Origin of the sequence: Actinomadura sp. NAK00032, assembly GCF_013364275.1 — a bacterium.
Lineage (GTDB): Bacteria > Actinomycetota > Actinomycetes > Streptosporangiales > Streptosporangiaceae > Spirillospora.
Genome location: NZ_CP054932.1, coordinates 2,038,594 through 2,057,407, shown reverse-complemented (window position 1 = coordinate 2,057,407; position 18,814 = coordinate 2,038,594). Strand labels below are relative to the sequence as shown.

The 18,814-nt window shown below is 73.1% G+C and carries 21 protein-coding genes; 9 read left to right on the top strand and 12 right to left on the bottom strand.

Annotation, left to right across the window (positions count from 1 at the left end; genetic code table 11):
• Positions 1-44 precede the first annotated feature (44 nt).
• Together HUT06_RS09575 and HUT06_RS09570 are read left to right on the top strand one after the other, a co-directional pair.
• On the top strand, positions 45-1,418 hold the full coding sequence (locus HUT06_RS09575) for an FAD-binding oxidoreductase (protein ID WP_176195390.1): 1,374 nt from the start codon (positions 45-47) through the stop codon (positions 1,416-1,418).
• Between the two features lie 15 nt (positions 1,419-1,433).
• Entirely contained in the window at positions 1,434-2,984 is a 1,551-nt protein-coding gene (locus tag HUT06_RS09570) for an acetolactate synthase large subunit (protein WP_176195389.1), read from the top strand.
• Between the two features lie 38 nt (positions 2,985-3,022).
• Here the strand turns inward: HUT06_RS09570 and HUT06_RS09565 are convergent, their stop codons facing one another.
• Positions 3,023-4,165 (bottom strand): acyl-CoA dehydrogenase family protein, encoded by a 1,143-nt coding sequence (locus HUT06_RS09565; protein ID WP_176195388.1) that lies wholly within the window; start codon positions 4,163-4,165, stop codon positions 3,023-3,025.
• Between the two features lie 78 nt (positions 4,166-4,243).
• Between HUT06_RS09565 and HUT06_RS09560 the strand changes: the two genes are divergently transcribed.
• Entirely contained in the window at positions 4,244-4,945 is a 702-nt protein-coding gene (locus HUT06_RS09560) for a MerR family transcriptional regulator (protein ID WP_176195387.1), read from the top strand.
• 12 nt (positions 4,946-4,957) lie between these two features.
• On the opposite strand, the gene HUT06_RS09555 is transcribed toward HUT06_RS09560, so the two are convergent.
• From HUT06_RS09555 to fdxA, 7 genes are all read right to left on the bottom strand, one after another.
• The gene (locus HUT06_RS09555) at positions 4,958-6,496 is read right to left on the bottom strand and encodes a polyamine aminopropyltransferase (protein WP_254715075.1); all 1,539 of its coding nucleotides are present in this window, start codon (positions 6,494-6,496) and stop codon (positions 4,958-4,960) included.
• A 125-nt stretch (positions 6,497-6,621) separates the two neighbouring features.
• Positions 6,622-7,062: a DUF350 domain-containing protein gene (locus HUT06_RS09550; protein WP_176195386.1), complete on the bottom strand. Its 441-nt coding sequence runs from the start codon at positions 7,060-7,062 to the stop codon at positions 6,622-6,624.
• Positions 7,063-7,072: 10 nt separating this feature from the next.
• The gene (locus HUT06_RS09545) at positions 7,073-7,543 is read right to left on the bottom strand and encodes a DUF4247 domain-containing protein (RefSeq protein ID WP_176195385.1); all 471 of its coding nucleotides are present in this window, start codon (positions 7,541-7,543) and stop codon (positions 7,073-7,075) included.
• Complete coding sequence (locus HUT06_RS09540) at positions 7,540-8,055, bottom strand: DUF2617 family protein (protein ID WP_254715074.1); 516 nt, start codon at positions 8,053-8,055, stop codon at positions 7,540-7,542. The genes HUT06_RS09545 and HUT06_RS09540 overlap by 4 nt, the downstream gene beginning before the upstream one ends.
• Positions 8,042-8,677, bottom strand: coding sequence for a DUF4178 domain-containing protein (locus tag HUT06_RS09535; protein WP_176195384.1), 636 nt, complete (start codon positions 8,675-8,677; stop codon positions 8,042-8,044). Before HUT06_RS09535 ends, HUT06_RS09540 begins: the two co-directional genes overlap by 14 nt.
• Before the next feature lie 193 nt (positions 8,678-8,870).
• Positions 8,871-9,956 (bottom strand): succinyldiaminopimelate transaminase, encoded by a 1,086-nt coding sequence (gene dapC / locus HUT06_RS09530; RefSeq protein WP_176195383.1) that lies wholly within the window; start codon positions 9,954-9,956, stop codon positions 8,871-8,873.
• A 181-nt stretch (positions 9,957-10,137) separates the two neighbouring features.
• Complete coding sequence (gene fdxA / locus HUT06_RS09525; RefSeq protein WP_067632891.1) at positions 10,138-10,464, bottom strand: ferredoxin; 327 nt, start codon at positions 10,462-10,464, stop codon at positions 10,138-10,140.
• A 112-nt stretch (positions 10,465-10,576) separates the two neighbouring features.
• On the opposite strand from fdxA, the gene HUT06_RS09520 reads away from it, so the two are divergent.
• Positions 10,577-10,846 (top strand): hypothetical protein, encoded by a 270-nt coding sequence (locus HUT06_RS09520; protein WP_176195382.1) that lies wholly within the window; start codon positions 10,577-10,579, stop codon positions 10,844-10,846.
• A 30-nt stretch (positions 10,847-10,876) separates the two neighbouring features.
• Here HUT06_RS09520 and HUT06_RS09515 read toward each other — a convergent pair whose 3' ends face one another.
• Positions 10,877-11,749 carry a polysaccharide deacetylase family protein gene (locus HUT06_RS09515; protein ID WP_254715073.1) on the bottom strand — a complete coding sequence of 291 codons (873 nt, stop codon included), beginning with the start codon at positions 11,747-11,749 and terminating at the stop codon, positions 10,877-10,879.
• A gap of 181 nt (positions 11,750-11,930) precedes the next feature.
• Between HUT06_RS09515 and HUT06_RS09510 the strand changes: the two genes are divergently transcribed.
• Positions 11,931-12,533, top strand: coding sequence for an RNA polymerase sigma factor (locus HUT06_RS09510; RefSeq protein WP_176195381.1), 603 nt, complete (start codon positions 11,931-11,933; stop codon positions 12,531-12,533).
• Positions 12,530-13,588, top strand: a complete 1,059-nt coding sequence (locus HUT06_RS09505; protein ID WP_176195380.1) for a CU044_5270 family protein — start codon at positions 12,530-12,532, stop codon at positions 13,586-13,588. The genes HUT06_RS09510 and HUT06_RS09505 overlap by 4 nt, the downstream gene beginning before the upstream one ends.
• 45 nt (positions 13,589-13,633) lie before the next feature.
• Here the strand turns inward: HUT06_RS09505 and HUT06_RS09500 are convergent, their stop codons facing one another.
• Positions 13,634-14,542: a crotonase/enoyl-CoA hydratase family protein gene (locus HUT06_RS09500; RefSeq protein ID WP_176195379.1), complete on the bottom strand. Its 909-nt coding sequence runs from the start codon at positions 14,540-14,542 to the stop codon at positions 13,634-13,636.
• A gap of 48 nt (positions 14,543-14,590) precedes the next feature.
• Positions 14,591-14,926 carry a hypothetical protein gene (locus tag HUT06_RS09495; RefSeq protein ID WP_176195378.1) on the bottom strand — a complete coding sequence of 112 codons (336 nt, stop codon included), beginning with the start codon at positions 14,924-14,926 and terminating at the stop codon, positions 14,591-14,593.
• 58 nt (positions 14,927-14,984) lie between these two features.
• Here HUT06_RS09495 and HUT06_RS09490 point away from each other — a divergent pair, with 58 nt between their 5' ends.
• The 3 genes from HUT06_RS09490 (at position 14,985) to HUT06_RS09480 (ending at position 17,748) form a co-directional block, all read left to right on the top strand.
• On the top strand, positions 14,985-15,779 hold the full coding sequence (locus HUT06_RS09490; RefSeq protein ID WP_254715072.1) for a class I SAM-dependent methyltransferase: 795 nt from the start codon (positions 14,985-14,987) through the stop codon (positions 15,777-15,779).
• A 33-nt stretch (positions 15,780-15,812) separates the two neighbouring features.
• Positions 15,813-16,466 (top strand): hypothetical protein, encoded by a 654-nt coding sequence (locus HUT06_RS09485; RefSeq protein ID WP_176195376.1) that lies wholly within the window; start codon positions 15,813-15,815, stop codon positions 16,464-16,466.
• Positions 16,467-16,572: 106 nt separating this feature from the next.
• Entirely contained in the window at positions 16,573-17,748 is a 1,176-nt protein-coding gene (locus HUT06_RS09480) for a S9 family peptidase (protein WP_176195375.1), read from the top strand.
• Here the strand turns inward: HUT06_RS09480 and HUT06_RS09475 are convergent.
• Positions 17,745-18,698 carry a zinc-binding dehydrogenase gene (locus HUT06_RS09475; protein ID WP_176195374.1) on the bottom strand — a complete coding sequence of 318 codons (954 nt, stop codon included), beginning with the start codon at positions 18,696-18,698 and terminating at the stop codon, positions 17,745-17,747. The genes HUT06_RS09480 and HUT06_RS09475 overlap by 4 nt on opposite strands.
• Positions 18,699-18,814: the final 116 nt, after the last annotated feature.

Genomic DNA, 18,814 nt, shown 5'->3' with positions numbered 1-18,814 from the left:
TTCCGCGAGGTGAGCGCCGGAACCTTTCCCGGTGGGAGGGAAACATGGCGGATGTCCGGACGGCGCTGAGCGAGGCCGTCGGCGAGGAGCACGTCCTGTCGGGCGAGGCGGTGCCCGCGGACTACGGGCGGGACGAGTCGCTGGGCGTCGCCCCGGTGCCTCCCGACTGGCTGGTACGGCCGGCGGACGCCGCGCAGGTCGCGGCGGTGCTGCGGGTCGCCACCGCGCACCGGCTCCCGGTCACCGCGCGCGGCTCGGGGACGGGCCTGTCCGGCGCCGCCGTGCCGCGCCCCGGCGGCCTGGTCGTGTCGTTCGAACGGATGAACCGCGTCCTGGAGATCGACACCGGCGGCCAGGTCGCGGTGGTGCAGCCCGGTGTCACCCTCGCCGAACTCGACGAGGCGACCGCCGCCGAGGGCCTGGTCTACCCGGTCTTCCCGGGCGAGGGCGGCGCCAGCATCGGCGGGACGGTCGCGACGAACGCGGGCGGCATGCACGCGGTGAAGGAGGGCGTGACCCGGCACCACGTCCTCGGCCTGGAGGCGGTGCTCCCCACCGGCGAGGTGATCCGGACGGGCGGCCGGTACGTGAAGACGTCCACCGGCTACGACCTGACGCAGCTCATCGTGGGGTCGGAGGGCACCCTCGCCCTGGTCACGGAGGTGACGCTGCGGCTGCGGCCCCGGCTGCCGCACCGCGCCGGGGTGCTCGCGCCGTTCCCCGGCACCGACCCGGTCACCGCGGCCGTGCCCCGGCTGACCGGCGGCGGCCTCGACCCGCTCGTCCTGGAGTACATCGACGTCATCGCGATGGCGGCGATCACGCAGAACGCCGGGCTGGACCTCGGAGTGCCGGAGCGGGTCCGCGAGGCCGCCGGCGCCTACCTGCTGGTCATCCTGGAGAACCGCTCGGCGGAGCGGCTGGCCGAGGACGTCCAGACCCTCGGGGAGGAGCTGGCCGAACTGGGCGCCGCCGACGCCTACGTCCTGCGCGACGACCCCCTCCGGAAACTGGTCACGGCACGGGAGAAGGCGTTCTGGGCGGCGCGGAACGCCGGCGCCAACGCGATCGTGGACGCCGTCGTGCCGCGCGCCGCCCTCGCCCGGTTCTTCGAGGCCGTCCCCGCCATCGCCGGGCGGCACGGCGCGCTGATCGGCGGCTGCGGGCACGCCGGCGACGGCAACGTCCACCTGTCGGTCTTCCAGCCGGACGCGCAGGCCCTGGAGCGGGTGATGGACGAACTGCTCGCGGCGGCCGCCGGCCTCGGCGGGACGATCAGCGGGGAGCACGGCATCGGCCGCGAGAAGATCCGCCACTTCCGCGCCCTGGAGGACCCTGCGAAGGTGGACCTGATGCGGCGGATCAAGAGATCCTTCGATCCGGACGGGATACTCAATCCCGGTGTCCTGTTCGGCTGAGCCTTGGAGGGGCGTATGAACGGCGCGCAGGCCATGGTGGGCACGCTGGCGGACGCCGGAGTCGGCGTCTGGTTCGCGAATCCGGGCACGTCCGAGCTGCATCTCGTCGCGGCGCTGGACGCCGAGCCGCGCGCCCGGGGCGTGCTGTGCCTGTTCGAGGGCGTCGCGACGGGCGCCGCCGACGGGTACGGGCGGATGGCGGACGCCCCCGCCGCCGTCCTGCTGCACCTCGGGCCGGGGCTCGGCAACGGGCTGGCGAACCTGCACAACGCGCGGCGGGCCGGAACGCCGATCGTCAACATCATCGGCGACCACGCCACCGGGCACCAGCGCTACGACGCGCCGCTTCAGTCCGACATCGCGGCCGTGGCCGGGTCGGTGTCGGCCTGGCTGGGTCGTCCGGTGAGCGCGGCGGAGGCCGGGAAGACGGCGGCCGAGGCGGTCACGGCGGCGCGGGCGGGCGGCGTCGCCACGCTGATCGTGCCGTCCGACGTCGCCTGGTCGGACGGCGGCGCGACGGCCGCCGCGTCACCCGCCCCGACCCCGGAGCCGGTGCCCGGCGGCACGCTGGAGCGGGCCGCCGCCGCGCTGACCGGCGGCGAGCCGTGCGTCCTGCTGATCGGCGGGGACGCGGCCCGGCGCGACGGGCTGGAGGCCGCCGGGCGCATCGCGGCGGCGACCGGGGCGCGGGTGCTGTGCGAGACGTTCCCGGCGCGGCTGGAGCGCGGCGCCGGGGTCACGGCGGTGGAGCGGCTCGCCTACCTGGGCGAGATGGCGGCGGCGCAGCTGGCGGGCGTCCGGCACATCGTGCTCGCGGGCGCGCGTCGTCCCGTGACGTTCTTCGCCTACCCGGACCTTCCCGGCGACCTGGTGCCGGACGGCTGCCAGGTGCACGACCTCGGCGCCGACGCGACCGGCGCGCTCACCGGGCTCGCCGACGCGATCGCGAAGGAGGCGCACCCGGCGGTGCAGGTCGCGGTGCGGCCGGAGCTGCCGTCCGGGGCGCTGACCGGGGAGACCGCCGCCGCCGTCATCGGCGCGCTGCTGCCCGAGGGCGCGATCGTGTCGGACGAGGCGAACACGTCCGGGCTGTGGCTGCCCGGCGCCACGGCGGGCGCGCCGCCGCACGACTGGCTGTCGCTGACCGGCGGCGCGATCGGGCAGGGCCTGCCGGTCGCGACCGGTGCCGCGATCGCCTGCCCGGACCGCCCGGTCGTCTGCCTGGAGGCCGACGGCAGCGCCATGTACACGCTGTCGGCGCTGTGGACGCAGGCCAGGGAGGGCCTCGACGTCACGACCGTCGTGTTCAACAACGGCGCCTACGCGATCCTGTCGATGGAGACGACGCGGGTCGGCGCCGTCCCGGCCCCGCCCGAGGAGGGCACCATCACCCGCGACATGGTCGACCTGTCGCGGCCCGCGCTCGACTTCGTCGCGCTGGCGTCCGGGATGGGCGTCCCGGCGTCGCGCGCGCACACGGCCGAGGAGTTCGCGGCCCAGTTCGGCAAGGCGCTCGCCGAACCGGGCCCGCACCTCATCGAAGCGGTGGTGCCCCCGCTGGGCTGAGCCGGGCCGGCGCCGGCCAGCGGGGGTCGGCCCGCCGGTCAGATGCCGAGGCCGCGGCCGATGATCTCTTTCATGATCTCGGTCGTGCCGCCGAAGATGGTCTGGATGCGGACGTCCTGGTACGCCTTGGCGATCGGGTACTCGGTCATGTAGCCGTACCCGCCGTGGAGCTGGACGCAGCGGTCGACGACCCGCTTGAGCAGCTCGGTGTTCCACCACTTGAGCATGGCGGCCTCGTCGGCGGTCAGCTCGCCCTCGCCCTCCTTGACGATGCACTCGTCGGTGAAGGAGCGGGCGACGGTCAGCTCCGTCTTCATCTCGGCGAGCGTGAAGCGGTTGTGCTGGAACTTGCCGATCGGACGGCCGAACGCCTCGCGCGTCTTGCAGTACTCGAGGGTCTGCTCGAAGGCGTCCTCGGCGGCGGCCATCGCGGTCGCGCCGATGGACAGCCGCTCGCGGGCGAGGTTGGTCATCAGGTAGATGAAGCCCATGCCCTCCTCGCCGAGGAGGTTCTCCTTCGGGACGCGGACGTTGTCGAAGAACAGCTCGGCGGTGTCCTGCGCGTGCATGCCGACCTTGTCGAGGTTGCGGCCGCGCTCGAAGCCCGCCATGCCGCGCTCGACGGCGAGGAGGCTGACGCCCTTCGACCCGGCGGCCGGGTCGGTCTTCGCGACGACGATGACGAGGTCGGCGAGGATGCCGTTGGAGATGAACGTCTTCGACCCGTTCAGGACGTAGTCGTCGCCGTCCTTGATCGCGGTGGTCTTGATGCCCTGGAGGTCGGACCCGGCGGCGGGCTCGGTCATCGCGATCGCCGTGATGATCTCACCGGAGCAGTAGCCCGGGAACCAGCGGGCCTTTTGCTCGTCCGTGCAGAGCTGGCGCAGGTAGCCGCCGTTGATGTCGTTGTGCACGGCGAAGCCGGGACCGTGGACGCCGGCCCTCGCCAGCTCCTCGTTGAAGATGACGTAGTAGCGGTAGTCGTCGTTGCCGCCGCCCCCGTACTCCTCCGGCATGTCGATGCCGAGCAGGCCCGCGCGGCCGGCCGCCAGCCACACCTCGCGCGAGACGATCCCGTCCTTCTCCCACTGCTCGTGGTGCGGCGCGGCCTCCTTGGCGATGAAGGAGCGCACCATGTCGCGGAAGGCCCCGTGCTCCTCGGTGTAGATGTCCCGTCCCATCCGGCGGTCTCCCTCAAGTAAGTACGTGCTGATACACGGTTAATGTAACACTGGTGCTGTCACATAGAGGGAGGCGGGATGGAGCTCACCGTCGACGAGCTGGCCTCGCGCGCCGGGGTCACCGTCCGCACCGTGCGGTTCTACGCCGGGCGCGGCCTGCTCCCCCCGCCCCGCCTGCGCGGGCGCACCGGCCTCTACGGCCCCGACCACCTCGCGCGGCTCGAACTCGTCCGGGAGCTCCAGTCGCTCGGGCTCACCCTCGCCTCCATCGAGAAGCACCTCAAGAAGATTCCCCTGGACGCCCCCGCCGAAGACCTCGCGCTCCAGCGCGCGCTGCTGTCGCCCTGGGCGCCGGAGCGGCCGGAGGACCTCGACCGCCACGAACTCGACCGGCGGGCCGGCCGCCACCTCGACGACGCGACGATCAAGCGGCTGGAGGCGCTCGGGGTCGTCGAGCACGTGTCGGAGGACGTCATCCGGGTCGTCAGCCCCGCGCTGCTCGGGATCAGCGCCGAGCTGGCCGCGCTGCCGATGCCCCTCGACACGCTGATCGCCTCCCATGAGGCCGTCGACCGGCACACGACCGCGCTGGCCGCCGAACTCCAGCAGGTCTTCCAGGACACCGTCGTCCGGCCCTACCGGGAGGGCGGGCGGGCGCCGCAGGAGCGCGAGCAGCTCATGGAGATGGCGGGCAAGCTCAAGCCGCTGATGATCCAGTCGCTGGTGACGTCGTTCCAGCGGGCCGTGGACAAGGCCATCCGCCAATCGGTCCCCGACTAGCCGGGCGCCCGGCTAGGAGTTCTTCCACTCCTCGCCCTCGTACTCGACGAGGCGCGGGTGGACGAGCGTGTTGACCTCGACGTCGCGGCCGCGGCGGTCCTTGGGGAACACCGTCGCCGCCTGGAGCACGGAGCCGTCGAGGAAGCGCAGGCCGCCGGGGACGCCGGGCGCGAGCCGCAGCGCGGGCGGCCGCTTCCCGGCCGCCGCGAGGACGAAGCCCCAGTCGCCGAAGCTCGGCACGTCCACGTGGTACGGGTTCACCGCGAAACCGGCCGCCGCGATCGACTTCTCGATGCTCCAGAACGACTTGGGCGCGAAGTACGGCGACCCCGACTGGACGACCATCCGCCCGCCCGGCGCGAGGGCCCGCTTCACCATCCCGTAGAACTCGACCGAGTACAGCTTGGCCGTGGACACGTCGTCGGGGTCGGGCATGTCCACGATGACCGCGTCGAACTGCTCGCGCAGGCCGCGCAGCCACGAGAACGCGTCGGCGGCGACCGTCCGGACGCGCGGGTCCTCGAACGAGCGGCGGTTCAGCGACACGATCGGCTCGTAGGTGCGGGCGAGGTGCAGCATCTCCGGGTCGAGTTCGACCAGCGTCGCGCTGCGGACGTCCTTGTACCGCAGCACCTCGCGCAGCGCCAGGCCGTCCCCGCCGCCCAGGATCAGTACCCTGCCGTGCGGCCCCGCCATCACCGGGTGGACGAGCGACTCGTGGTAGCGGTACTCGTCCACCGACGAGAACTGCAGGTCGCCGTTGAGGAACAGCCGCAGGTCCGACGGCCCGAGCCCGGCCTGCCGGGTGATCACGATCTCCTGGTACTCCGTGCGCTTGGACAGCGCGATCGGGTCGCTGTAGAGCGCCTGCCGCGCCGACACCTCGAAGCCGTCGGCGAGCGCGTACGTCCCGCCGAGGACGGCGAGGACCGCGACCATGCCGAGCGCCAGCGCGGCCCGCGCGACGCGCCCGACGTCGCGGCGGAACAGCCACAGCACGACCGCCATCCCGGCGACCGCGTTCACGACCCCGACCAGCAGCGCGCCCTTGATGTGGCCGAACGCCGGCAGCAGCAGGAACGGGAACGCGAGCCCGCCGACCAGCGCGCCCACGTAGTCGGCGGCGAACAGGTCCGCGACCGCCGACCCGGCGTCCTGCTTGCGGATGCGCTGGAGCAGCGTCATCAGCAGCGGGATCTCCGCGCCGATCAGCGCGCCGACCGCGAACGCGACCACCACCAGCGCCGGGACGTACAGGTCGAGCCACGCGAACGCCGCGTACAGCACGAGGACCGACACCCCGCCGATCAGCGCGAGCGCGCCCTCCACGACCGCGAACGCGACGACCGCGCGGCCCTGCAGCGGCTTCGCCGCCAGCGACCCGACGCCCATCGCGAACACCATCACCGACAGGACGATCGACGCCTGCGTGACGGAGTTGCCGACCAGGTAGCTGCCGAGCGCGACCAGCGCCAGTTCGTACACCAGCCCGCACGCCGCGCACGTGAACACCGCCGCGAGGATCAGGGTGCGCGCGAGTCGGGCGGGCACGCGCGACCGCCCCGGCCGGCCCGCCGGAGCGGGCGCCGGGGCGGTTTCCTCCAGGTCGGCTCGCGCCACGTCGGACTGGCCCACGTCGGACTGGTCCGGGACGGCCTGGTCCAGGTCGCGGGACGTCAGGAGACCGCCCCGGCCACGATCGCGGCGACGCCGAGGTCGGCGGCGGCGACGACCCAGCCCGCCGGGTGGATGGCGGTGCCGGCGCCGTCGGCGTTCACCAGCGTCGCGCCGAGCTTGCCCGGCGTGGTCACGTCCAGCAGGAAGTACGCGACGATCATCAGCACGATGCCGCACGCGCCGAACACGGCCGTGTCGATCAGGCCCTCGGACAGGTCGCTGTCGCTGGTGACGATCGCGGTGGTGACGATCGCGCCGATGCCGAGGAGCTTGGCCGCCAGCAGCAGCGCGGCGCCGCGGTTGCCCTCGGTCCAGATCTGCTTGCCGAGCCTGCCGGGCGTCGTCACCTCCACCACCAGGTAGCCGAGCGCCATCAGCGCGATGCCGACCGCGCCGTAGGCGAACGTCGCGCCGATCTCCTGAAGGATGTCGTCGTTCATCTGTCGCTCCTCATTTGCCCGACCCTGGGCCGCCGCCCCGGAACGACGCGGCGCCTCTGCTGTTCCATCCGTTGCTGCCGGGACTCGCCCAGTGCCCGCCGACATGGGAGTAGTAGCGGTTGTAGCCGCGGCGGGGCTTGTCGACCGTGATCCGGCTGCCCGCGCCGTTCGGCAGGACGCCGACGACGAGCTTCGGGTAGCGCAGGAAGATGCCGCCCGCGGCGCCCTTGGTGGTCATGTCGTCCACCCGGTCGATCGGCTTGAACTTCTTGCTGATCTCCCCGGCGACCGACTGCGGGGCCTTCGACGACCGGTAGGTGTCGGCGCTGACGCGGGAGTACTTGTCGCCGATCCACGACGACTGCGACTGGCCGCAGCCGGTGAGGGCCACGGCGGCCACGGCGGCGGCCGCCACCGCACCCGCCGCCCGGTACCTGCCGTTCGCCCGGTTACTGTTCGTCGCCCGGTCTCTGCTGTTCACGAGGGTCTCACCAACCGGCTGCGCGTCATCACGATCTCCCGGGTCTGGGGGTAGGCGTGCCAGGTCCGCCAGCCGAAGCCGGGTTCCTGCGTCTCTTCCATGGCCAGTGCGGTGACGGCGTGCGGGGAGCCGGGGAACGCCCCGGTCAGCGCGTCACCGCGGTCCGCGAGCCGCGCGCACACGGCCTCGACGGCGCGGGCGAACGCCGTCCCGTCGCTGTGCGCGGCGGTCGTCGCGGCGAAGTCGTAGGCCCAGCCGGGCACGCTGGTGGCGGCGCGTCCCGGCAGCGGCTCGGCGCGGTCGGGCAGGCACGCCACCGTCTCGCTCAGCGGGCCCGCGATGACCTGGTGGGACGCGCCGAGCAGGCGCATCTCCACGGCGAGGCCCGCCCGCTCCAGCGGCAGCACGGCGAGGGCCGTGAGCGGCGGCAGCCCGAGCACGAACGAGAGCCCGTCCGCGCGCGCGTCCGCGTAGGGGGTGTCGAGGGTCGCGCGCAACTCAGCTACCGCCACCGGGGTAGATCGTCATCGATCCGGTCGGGACGCGCTCGCCGAGGCCCGCCTCCCACTGGCCGCCGCCGTACTGCTCGAACGACAGGTATCTGCCGCGCGGGCCCTCGTAGTCGACGTACTCCACCCGGCCCTGGACGCCGACGCCGGTCGTGCCCTCACTGGTGTAGTCGGCGGTGCCGTGCTCGTCGCGGCGGTACTCGACGCCGTCCACGACGATCGTCTTCTCGCCGGGGGTCAGGTCGCCGGCGTCGTGCTCGGTCCACCAGACGACCTCGAGGTCGGGGTCCTCCTCGACGGAGACCCACACCTTGGTGCCCTCGATGGTGTCGGCGTCCAGGAGGTGCTCGCTCCAGGTGAAGCCGCCCTCCTTCAGCCGCAGCGAGCCGCGCACGAAGTAGCGGGTGCCGAGGTACTCGACCATGTCGCCGGCCTTGAGGGTCCGCGGGTCGCCGGCCACCTGGTCCTCGGCGGCGAACGGGTCGCGGGGCGCGGCGGGGGCCGGAGCGGGGGACGGGGCGCTCGAACGACGTCGCAGCAGGACGACGATGAGCACGATCAAAGCGACAAGGATCAGCGCCAGTAGAACAACTATCGCCGTTCCGCCCACGGACACCTCCATCATTTCGTCGACATGCCGGGCGCAGACCAGCGGATCCTACCGACTGGAGGACTGCAAGCCCATACCGCGATGAGACGTATCAAATGATCCGGCGGTTTCATACGGAAACGCCGCATCCGATGCAAGGCCGCAACCGACCCGACACCGTCCGTGACGAGGAGACCCGAGAGCCGGGCGGCGGCGCCCGCGGGCCGCGTCAGAGGCGGTCGGCGGCGGCGGCGACGCGCTCGTCGGTCGCGGTGAAGGCGATCCGGATGTGCCGGGCGCCGCCCGCGCCGTAGAACTCGCCGGGGCCGACGAGGACGCCGAGGGACGCCAGGTGGGCGACGGTGTCCCAGCACGGCTCGTCCCGCGTCGCCCACAGGTACAGCGACGCCTCGGAGTGGTCGATCCGGAACCCGTGCCGCTCGAACGCGGCGCGCAGGGCGGCGCGGCGGCGGGCGTAGCGCGCGCGCTGCTCGTCCACGTGCGCGTCGTCGGCGAACGCGACCGCCATCGCGGCCTGCACCGGCGCCGGGACGATCATGCCGGCGTGCTTGCGGACCTCCAGCAGCCGCTTCACGATCGCGAGGTCGCCGGTGACGAACCCGGCCCGGTAGCCCGCCATGTTGGAGCGCTTGGAGAGCGAGTTGACGGCGAGCAGGCCCTCGTGGGAGCCGCCGCACACGTCCGGGTGCAGGACCGACACCGGCGGGTTGGCCTCGTCCCAGCCGAACTCCAGGTAGCACTCGTCGCTGACCACGACCGCGCCGCGGTCGCGCGCCCACGCCACGACCTTGCGCAGGTGCTCGGCGGGCAGCACCTTGCCGGTCGGATTGGACGGCGAGTTCACCCACACGATCTTCGGTTTCACCGGGCCGAGCGCGAGCAGCCCGTCCGCCGGGACGGGCGTCGCGCCGGCGAGGCGCGTCCCCACGTCGTAGGTCGGGTAGGCCAGTTCGGGGAAGACGACCTTGTCGCCGGGGCCGGCGCCGAGCAGCGTCGGCAGCCAGGCGACGAGTTCCTTGGTGCCGATGACGGGCAGCACCGCGTCCGGGTCGGCGCCGGACACGCCGGCGCGGCGGCGCAGCCAGCCCGCGACCGACTCGCGCAGCGCGGGCGTCCCGTAGGTCTGCGGGTAGCCGGGCGCGTCGGCGGCCGCGGCGAGCGCCTCCCGGACCGGCGCGGGCGTCGGGTCGACGGGCGTCCCGACGGACAGGTCGACGATGCCGTCCGCGTGCGCCAGCGCCCGCTCCTTGTAGGGCGCGAGCCGATCCCACGGAAAGTCCGGCAACGTGAACACTGACCTGCTCCTTCGCTCAAGACCTGGCACGGCGGCCCAGGACCGTGCACGGCCGCGCGCGGGCCCGCACGGCCGACGGGCCGCGGCCCTCCCGAACCCGGGGAGGCCGCGGCCCGGAGAAATCGACGCAGGGAGACCTGCGGAGCGCGCCCGCGCCGGGTGCGCCCCCCGGTCCCCCGGCTCAGTCGTCGTGGCTCTGCGGAGGCAGCGCGGCGACGATCGGGTGGTCCTTGTCGATCTTTCCGACCTTCGACGCGCCGCCCGGCGAGCCGAGGTCGTCGAAGAACTCCACGTTCACCTTGTAGAAGTCCTTCCACTGGTCGGGGACGTCGTCCTCGTAGTAGATGGCCTCAACCGGGCAAACCGGCTCGCACGCACCGCAGTCGACGCACTCGTCCGGGTGGATGTAGAGCTGACGCTTCCCTTCGTAGATGCAGTCGACCGGGCACTCCTCGATGCATGCCTTGTCGAGCAGGTCCACGCAGGGCTGCGCAATGACGTAGGTCACGTCAGTGACTCCTCTCGGATTTCCGGCCCCGCCGCACGTCACGGCTCACCGCAAGCTCGCTGTGAATAGTATGGCCACGACGGCTCAGTCGATTCGACATGGGGGTCCTCACATGTCCGCCCGCTTCGCCGCGCGCCTGGTGGTGTCCATCAGTGGCGCGGACGTGGGCCAGCGGATCTCGCTGCGCCGCCGTCTGCCAACGGGAGAGTACAGCGACGTCGTCGGCGTACTCGAATCGTGGTCCGGCAAGATCCTCATGGTGCGCCGCCGCGACGGCGAACTGGTCGAGGTCCCCGAGGAGATCATGGTCGCGGCGAAGGTCGTCCCGCCGCGTCCGCCGCCGCGCCGCCGCCCCCGCCGAGAGGAACCGGAGGACGGCTGACGCGGTCGGCCGTGCCGATGTTCCCGCCGGTCAGCCGGTACTGGACGGCGCCGGGCTCGCCGGGCGTGTCGGCGCGGGGCTCACCGGCCCGCCGGACGGCCCCGCCTGCGGCGGGCTCGCCGTGACCGGCGCGGGCTTCAGCCGCTCGGTGTAGGTCGTGCCCGGCACGAGCTTCTGCCCCTGGAACAGCTCCGACACGGTGACGAACGTGAACCCGCGCTTCTTCAGGCCGTCCACCACCTTCGGGATGGACTCCACGCTCGCCTTGTGGATGTCGTGGTACAGGACGATGCCGCCGGGTTTCGGCTCCTTGATCCCGACCCGGGTGTCGCGCGCGACGTCGCGGTAGCGCCAGTCGAGCGTGTCGACGCTCCACAGGATCAGCGGCATCCCGATGTCGCGCCCGACGCGCTTGTTCGTCGCCCCGTACGGCGGGCGCATCAGCGTCGGCCGCACCCCGCCCGACGCCTGCGCGATGACCTGCTGCGTGCGCTGGATCTGCGACCGCACCTCGGCGGACGACAGCCCGGTGAGCTGCGGATGGGACCAGCTGTGGTTGGCCAGCTCGTGCCCTTCGAGCGCCATCCGGCGCACCACGGCGGCGTGCGCGCCGACGTTCTCGCCGAGCATGAAGAACGTGGCGCGCGCACCGTCCTTCTTCAGCGTGTCGAGCAGGCCCGCCGTGTAGGGGCCGGGGCCGTCGTCGAACGTGAGCGCGACGCACTTCACCCGGTCGCAGTCGATCTTCCGCGGCGGTGGCGGCGTCGGCTTGCGCGGCGCCTGCGTCTTGTTCCCCAGCGCGGCATGCTGCCCCGCCGTCCTGGCCTGCCGCTTGTCCGCGTGGCTGCATCCCGCGAGGAGCAGCAGTCCGGCGCCGATGGCAGCGTATTTCCTGATCTGCACCACGCACCCCCGAACATGTCGCTTTCGGGCGGCTAATACCCTCCGTCACCCATACGACACACACCGCCAAGGCCAGAAGAACGTGAACTCTGTCCCGTGATGCGGGTGATGACGGTTGATGACGGGTGACGACGGCGAGCGGGCGGCATCCCGCACGGGCCGGCGTAGAGGACGGAGCCGTATGACCATCAGCTCACGGGACGCACCGGCGGCGCCCGCGCTAGACGACGCGGGCCTGATCGAACGGTCCCTGCGCGAACCCGAGGTCTTCGCCACGCTGTACGACCGGCACGCGCCGGCCGTCCACCGGTACGTCCGGCGGCGCCTCGGCGACCAGGCCGCCGACGACGTGGTGGCCGAGACGTTCCTGGCGGCGTTCCGGCGGCGGGCGCGCTACGACCCGGCCCGGCCGGACGCCCTGCCCTGGCTCTACGGGATCGCCGCCAACCTGGTCGGCAAGCACCGCAGGTCCGAGACGCGGATGCTGCGCGCCCTGGCCCGGACCGGGACCGACCCGGTCACCGACCCCATGGAGGGGGCGGACGCCCGGGTGAGCGCGTCCGCGTCCTCCCGGGAGCTGGCGGGCGCGCTGGCCGGGCTGTCCGCCCGGGACCGGGACGTGCTGCTGCTCGTCGCCTGGGCGGACCTCTCCTACCAGCAGGTCGCCGAGGCGCTGTCCATCCCGCTGGGGACGGTGCGCTCCCGGCTGAACCGCGCCCGGCGCAAGGTCCGCGAGGCGCTCGGCGGGGCCGACCCGACGCTCGTCCAAGAGGAGGATGAATGAACGACATCGAGGAGCGGGTCCGCGCGCTGCGCGACGAGGTCCCGGAGCCCGACGCGGCGCGGCTGGCGTCCGGCCGCGCCCGGCTGGTGGCGGCGGCGTCCGGGAGGCGGTCCGGGAGGCGGTCCGGGCCGCGCGTCCCGGCCTGGCGGCTCGCGGCGGCCGGTACCGCCGTCGCCGTACTGGGGGTGCCGGCGGCGATCGCCGTCCTGGACGGCGGCCCGGCGCGGGAGGGCGGCGGGCGGCCACCGGTCTCCGCGACCCCCGTGAGCGCCGCCGCGTTCCTGGAGAGCGCCGCGCGGGACGTCGACCAGCGGTTCGACCACCGTCCGGGAGACCACCAGTGGATTTACACGAAGGTCTACAACGCCGGGGCCGACCCGAGGGCGCCCCGGTACGAGCTGCAGCGGGAGACCTGGACGCGCTTCGACGGCCTGAAGAGCGCCGACTACACCATGGGGGCGGACGGGAAGCCGAAGCTGGAGATCGAGGACGAGGGCTGGGTCAAGACCGGAACGGACAGCGAGGAGCGGACCCCCGCCCAGTGGTACGACTACCTCCGCACGCTGCCGATGACTCCGGGGGACCAGCTGTCCGCGATGCGGAAGCGGGCCGACGAGTACGCCGCCGAGATGGGGACGGCCGGGTTCCGGCAAGGCCGCGACCAATGGGTCTTCGCGCGGCTCGGCCACTACCTGAGCCTTGAGCAGGCCATGCCGGAGCCCGGGCGCGCCGCCATCTTCCGCACCCTCGCGCGGATCCCCGGCATCGAGATCCGGCAGGGCGTGCGGGACGCGCTCGGACGCCCCGGCGTGGGCCTGACCAGGACCGGCGGGGACGGCGTCCGCACCGAGTTCATCCTTGATCCCGACACCTACACCTACCGGGGCATGCGCCTCGTGAACGTCAAGGCGCAGATGCTCCCGTACTCGCTGGGAAAGAGCACGCCGACGTCCAGGCCGGTCATGAAGCCCAAGCACGTCCCGGCCGGGAAGGTGCTGGTGGACACGGCCCTGGAGGCGACGGCCATGGTCCAGCGCCCCGGGCAGCGCCCCTGACACCCGCCCGGCGGCCGCCCTCGCCGGCGGCCGCCGGGCGATGGGTCAGCGGACGGGCCAGTCGGGCACTTCGGGCGGGAGGTCCTTGCTGACGCGCATCGGGAAGGCGGCGTCGCGCTTGTCCAGGAAGGACGAGACGCCCTCGATCGCGTCGGCGCCGCCGCCGAGCGCGGCCATCAGCCGGGAGTCGGCGGCGTGCGCGTCCCACGGCGACGGCGCGGACAGTCCCGACCACATCAGCCGGCGGATCGCGGCGACCGACACCGCCGAGGTGTTGTCGGCGATCTCGCGGGCGAGGGCGTAGGCGGCGGGGAGCAGCTCGTCCGGCGCGTACACGCGGGACACCAGGCGGCCCGCGAGGGCCTCCCGGGCGTCGAACACGCGGCCCGTCGCGGCCCACTCCATGGCCTGCGCGATGCCGACGAGGCGCGGCAGGAACCAGCTGGACGCGGCCTCGGTGACGATGCCGCGCCGCGCGAACACGAAGCCGAACTTGGCCTTCTCGCTGGCGAGCCGGACGTCCATCGGGAGGGTCATGGTGACGCCGACGCCGACCGCGGCGCCGTTGAACGCGCCGATGACGGGCTTGAGGCAGCGGGCGATGCGCAGCGCGACCGTGCCGCCGCCGTCGCGCGGGGTGCCGTCCTCCAGGACGTCGTCCTCGCCGGCGAACATGTCCTTCGACTTCTCCTTGTCGAAGGTGTCGCCGCCGCCGCTCAGGTCGGCGCCCGCGCAGAACGCGCGGCCCGCGCCGGTCACCACGACGGCGCGCACGTCGTCGTCGGCGTCGATGCGGTCGAAGACGTCGAGCATCTCGTTGCGCATGGTGAAGGTGTAGGCGTTCATCTTCTGCGGGCGGTTCAGCGTGACGGTGGCGGTCCCGTCGCGAACCTCGTACTCGATCTCCCGGTACGACCCTTGCTCCCCGGACGGCCCCTGCTCCTGGTACGGCACCTGCGAGCCCCTCTCACGCTGGACAGAACTCGATTCTAGAACGAGCCTTCAGCTTCGGGCCTCGGGGAACAGCCGGAGCAGGACGTCCCGGCGCCACTCGGCGGCGTCGCGTCCCGTCGGCGGGACGGCGACGAGCGCCCCGTCCCCGGCGGGCTCGAACCGGATCCCGACGCCGGGGGCGAGCTCGGCGGGCGGCTCGCCGGTCGCCGCCAGCCGCTGCGCCGCGAGCCCGAGGACGCGCGCCCAGCCGTCCCCCAGATACGGCGGCAGGCCCTCGGCGCACAGCTCGGGCAGGCCCCGCGCGGCCAGGCCGACGGTGCGCAGCGTCAGGCCGTCCGGACGCTCCGCGCCGGTGATCCGGACCTCGGACGTGACGTCCGCCATTCCCAACGCCGCCTCCCCGCAGGACTTTCTCCGATAAATTATGACAGTGAATTGGGCCGTGACGACGTACGACTCCGCCTTCGGGTACGTCTCCGCGCACGGCGCGCCCCTGGTCGACCTGCTCGATCCGCAGCCCGGCGAACGGATCATCGATCTCGGGTGCGGCACCGGGGCGTTCAGCGCGGAGATCGCAGAGCGGGGCGCCGAGGTGCTGGGCATCGACGGCAACCCGGAGATGGTCGCGCAGGCGACCGCCATGCAACCCGGGCTGTCCTTCATCGTCGGCGACGCCCACGACTTCGCCGTCGGCGAGTCCTTCGACGCGGTCGCCTCCAACGCGGCGCTGCACTGGATGACCCGCGACCCCGACGCCGTGATCGGCCGGGTGCACGCGGCGCTGCGCCCCGGCGGCCGGTTCGTCGGCGAGCTGGGCGGCGCCGGGAACTGCGCCGAGCTGATCGTCGCGATGCAGACGGCCTGGCGGGTGTTCGGCCTGGGCGAGCCCGAGCTGCCCTGGTACTTCCCCTCGCCGGCCGAGTACGCGGCGAAGCTGGAGGAGGGCGGGTTCACGCTGCGGCTGCTGGAGCACGCCGAGCGCCCGACCCGGATGACCGAGGGCCCGAACGGCGCCGCCGACTGGGTCCGCGCCTACGCCGCGCGCGCGCTCGCGGACGTCCCGCCGGAGATGGTCGACCCGCTGCTCGACCGCGTCAACGACCTCGCCGCGCCCGCGCTGCGCCGCGAGTCCGGATGGGTCGCCGACTACGTGCGGCTGCGGTTCGCCGCCGTCCGCCGCTCGGACGGCGCCGCACCGCTGCCGTTCGGCCCCCTGGCGTCCGACCGCCCGCTCTGAGGCTCGCGCAGGCGCCCGCCTAGTGTGGGAGCCATGCTGCGCTTGTACGACCACCGGACGGGACGCACGGAACCGCTACCGGCCGGGCAGGGACTGCGCGTCCAGGCCCTGCCCGGTGCGGGCTACCGCACGCTGGTGGTCGCGGACCTGCTGCGCCGGGTGGCGCAGCGGGGCGGGCGCCGCGTCCGCCTGGTGAGCACCCCTCATGGCGGTGCCTCCGACGACTACGGTGTCGCCCCGTTCGAGGTACTCGACGAGCCACTCCCCGACGCCGACGTGTACGTCTCCGCAGACACCACTGTGGACGCCCTGTGCCTAACGGTGCCCACCGAGACGGGCACGGCGGTTTCGGACGCGGTGGCCGCCCGTCTGGCGATGCTGGAGACCCCCTACCGGGAGCCTGCCGACCTCACCGACGCGCGTCTCTCCGCAGCGGCCGAACGGCTGGACGCGTGGCGCGGCAAGGTCGCCGAGTGGGCGACGTCCCCGGGCCGTCCCCTGAACCGGGAGTACGCGAACCGGGCGGAGGCCGCGCTCGCCGACGACCTGGACACTCCGGGCGCGCTCGCCGTCCTCGACCGGCTCGCCGCCGACCCGGACGTGCCGCCGGGCGCGAGACTGGAGACGTTCATCCATCTGGACCTGGTGCTCGCGCTGGGCCTGGTGTCCGCCATCGGCACCGCCTGAGGGGTACTCCGGGGGGTGTCCTTGATGGCACCTGACCGGCAGATGATCCGCACCACGGGGTGACCCGGGCTTTCGCGGTGCCCGGGAGAAGCTAACTTCGTATGTCGTGTCGACCGAAGCCCCAGAGTCCCCGGCACCGGCGCCGCCCGAACCGCCGGTCCGCCCGCGGCGCCGCCGCCTCGTCCGCCCGCTGATGGCGACGTTCGTCGCGCTCGCCGTGCTGCTGTTCGCGGCGGTCGGCGGAGTGGGCTGGTACTTCGCGGGCGTCGCGATCGAGGTCGACCACACCGCCGAGTACCCGCTCACCATCGTGGACGCGGCGGACGGCACCGTCACCCTCCCCCGCGTCCCGGTGACCGAGCGCCCCGGGACCTGGGCACTCGTCTGGAAGGACGGCCGCGCCGTGCTCGGTCCGGTCGTCGGCGGCGACGACGGGCACGTCGTCCGGAAGGTCTCGTCGGTCATCGCGGGCTCCCTGGTGAAGGGCGCGCCCGCCGCCATCGACCACTGGATGTACGACGGCGACCCCAAGACGGCGTTGGGGCTGCCCTTCGAGGACGTCACGTATCCGTCCAAGGCGGGGCCCATGCCGGCGTGGGTGGTGCCTGGAGCGTCCTCCAAGGGGACATGGGTCATCGCCGTCCACGGACGGAACGCCGACAAGGCGGAGACCTTCCGCGTCATGAAGTCGGTGCACGAGATGGGCATGCCGTTGATGTCCATCGCGTACCGCAACGACGTGGGCGCGCCTTCGTCCGGCGACCGCAAGAACCATCTCGGCGACACCGAATGGCACGACGTCATCTCCGCGATGGGCTACGCGCGCGCACACGGCGCGACCGGTGTCGTCCTGTACGGATGGTCGATGGGCGGCGCGATGGTGATGACGGCCCTGCGCAAGGACCCGTCGTTCGTGCGGGGCGTCGTCCTGGACTCCCCCGTCCTCGACTGGAGCGCCACCCTGGACAAGCAGGGCGCCGCCCGCAACCTGCCGGGCTTCATGACGGACGTGGCCAAGCAGGTCCTGGAGTGGCGCATCGGCATCGACCTGACCGACTACGACCAGCGCCGCTTCGCGCCCCGCCTGCGCACCCCCGTCCTCCTTTTCACCACCAGGGACGACGCCACCGTCGCCAACGGCCCCGCCTACACCTTCGCCCGCACGGCACCGCCCGGCATGGTGACGCACGTCCCCACACCGGGCGACCACACCGAATCGTGGAACGTCGACCCCTCGGCCTACGAAACGAACCTCCAGTCCTTCTTGAAGAAGGTCGCCTAGCCCGGCCGGACCTCCAGCAGCGTCTTGCCGACCGTCGCCCGCGACTGGATCGCCCTGTGGGCGTCGGCCGCGTCCTCAAGCGGGAACCGACGGCCGATGACAGGCCGAAGCCGCCCCTGGGCGGCCTCCTCAAGCGCGCTCACGGTGAACTCCCGGAGCCGCTCAGGCGTGGCCTGCGGCCGGACGAGCGTCACGCCCCGTTCCGCGGCGCCCTCCTCCGGGATGCTCGCCCACTCACCGGACGCCAGCCCGAAACTGACCATCCGCCCACCGCTCCGCAGCAGCGTGAACGCCTCCCGCGCCACATCACCGCCGACGCCGTCGAACACCACGTCCACCGCACCGGCCTTCCCGGCCCAGCCGGCCTCGCGGTAGTCGACCGCCTCGTCCGCGCCGAGCCCCATCGCGACCTCGGCCTTGCTCGCACCCCCGGCCGCCGCGACGACCACCGCGCCCCGCGCCTTCGCCAGCTGGACGAGCAGCGTCCCGACCCCGCCGGCCGCCGCCTCCACCAGCACCCGCTCCCCCGGACGCGGACCGGCCGCGTCGACCATCATCGACGCCGTCCGGCCGTCGGCGAGCAGGGCCACGGCGTCGTCGAGCGCGAGCCCGTCCGGCACCTCGAACAGGCCCTCGGCGTCGACGGCCACCTTCTCCGCATAGGCGCCACTGCCCCCGGTGCTGCTCACGACCCGCCGCCCGACGAGCCCCGCGTCCACACCGCCGCCGACCGCCGCGACCACACCCCCGACCCCGTTGCCGGGGATCACGGGCGGCTCCAGCTTCACCGGCGCCGGCCCCGTCCCGGACCGCAGCTGCGTCTCGACGAACGTGATGTTGACGAACTCCACATCGATGAGCGCCTGCCCGTCCCCCGCGACCGGATCGGGCGCCTCCCCGGGCACGAGCACCTCCGGCCCGCCGAACTCCCGCAACCACACCGCACGCATCGGAACCCTCCTGTCAGTGGTGACCACCGCCAGCGTGCTACCTCAACCAAGGTCGAGGTCAAACTGTTTCGCAACGAAGCCCTTTTCCCGCCCCACGCTCCTCTGTAAGCTTTCCG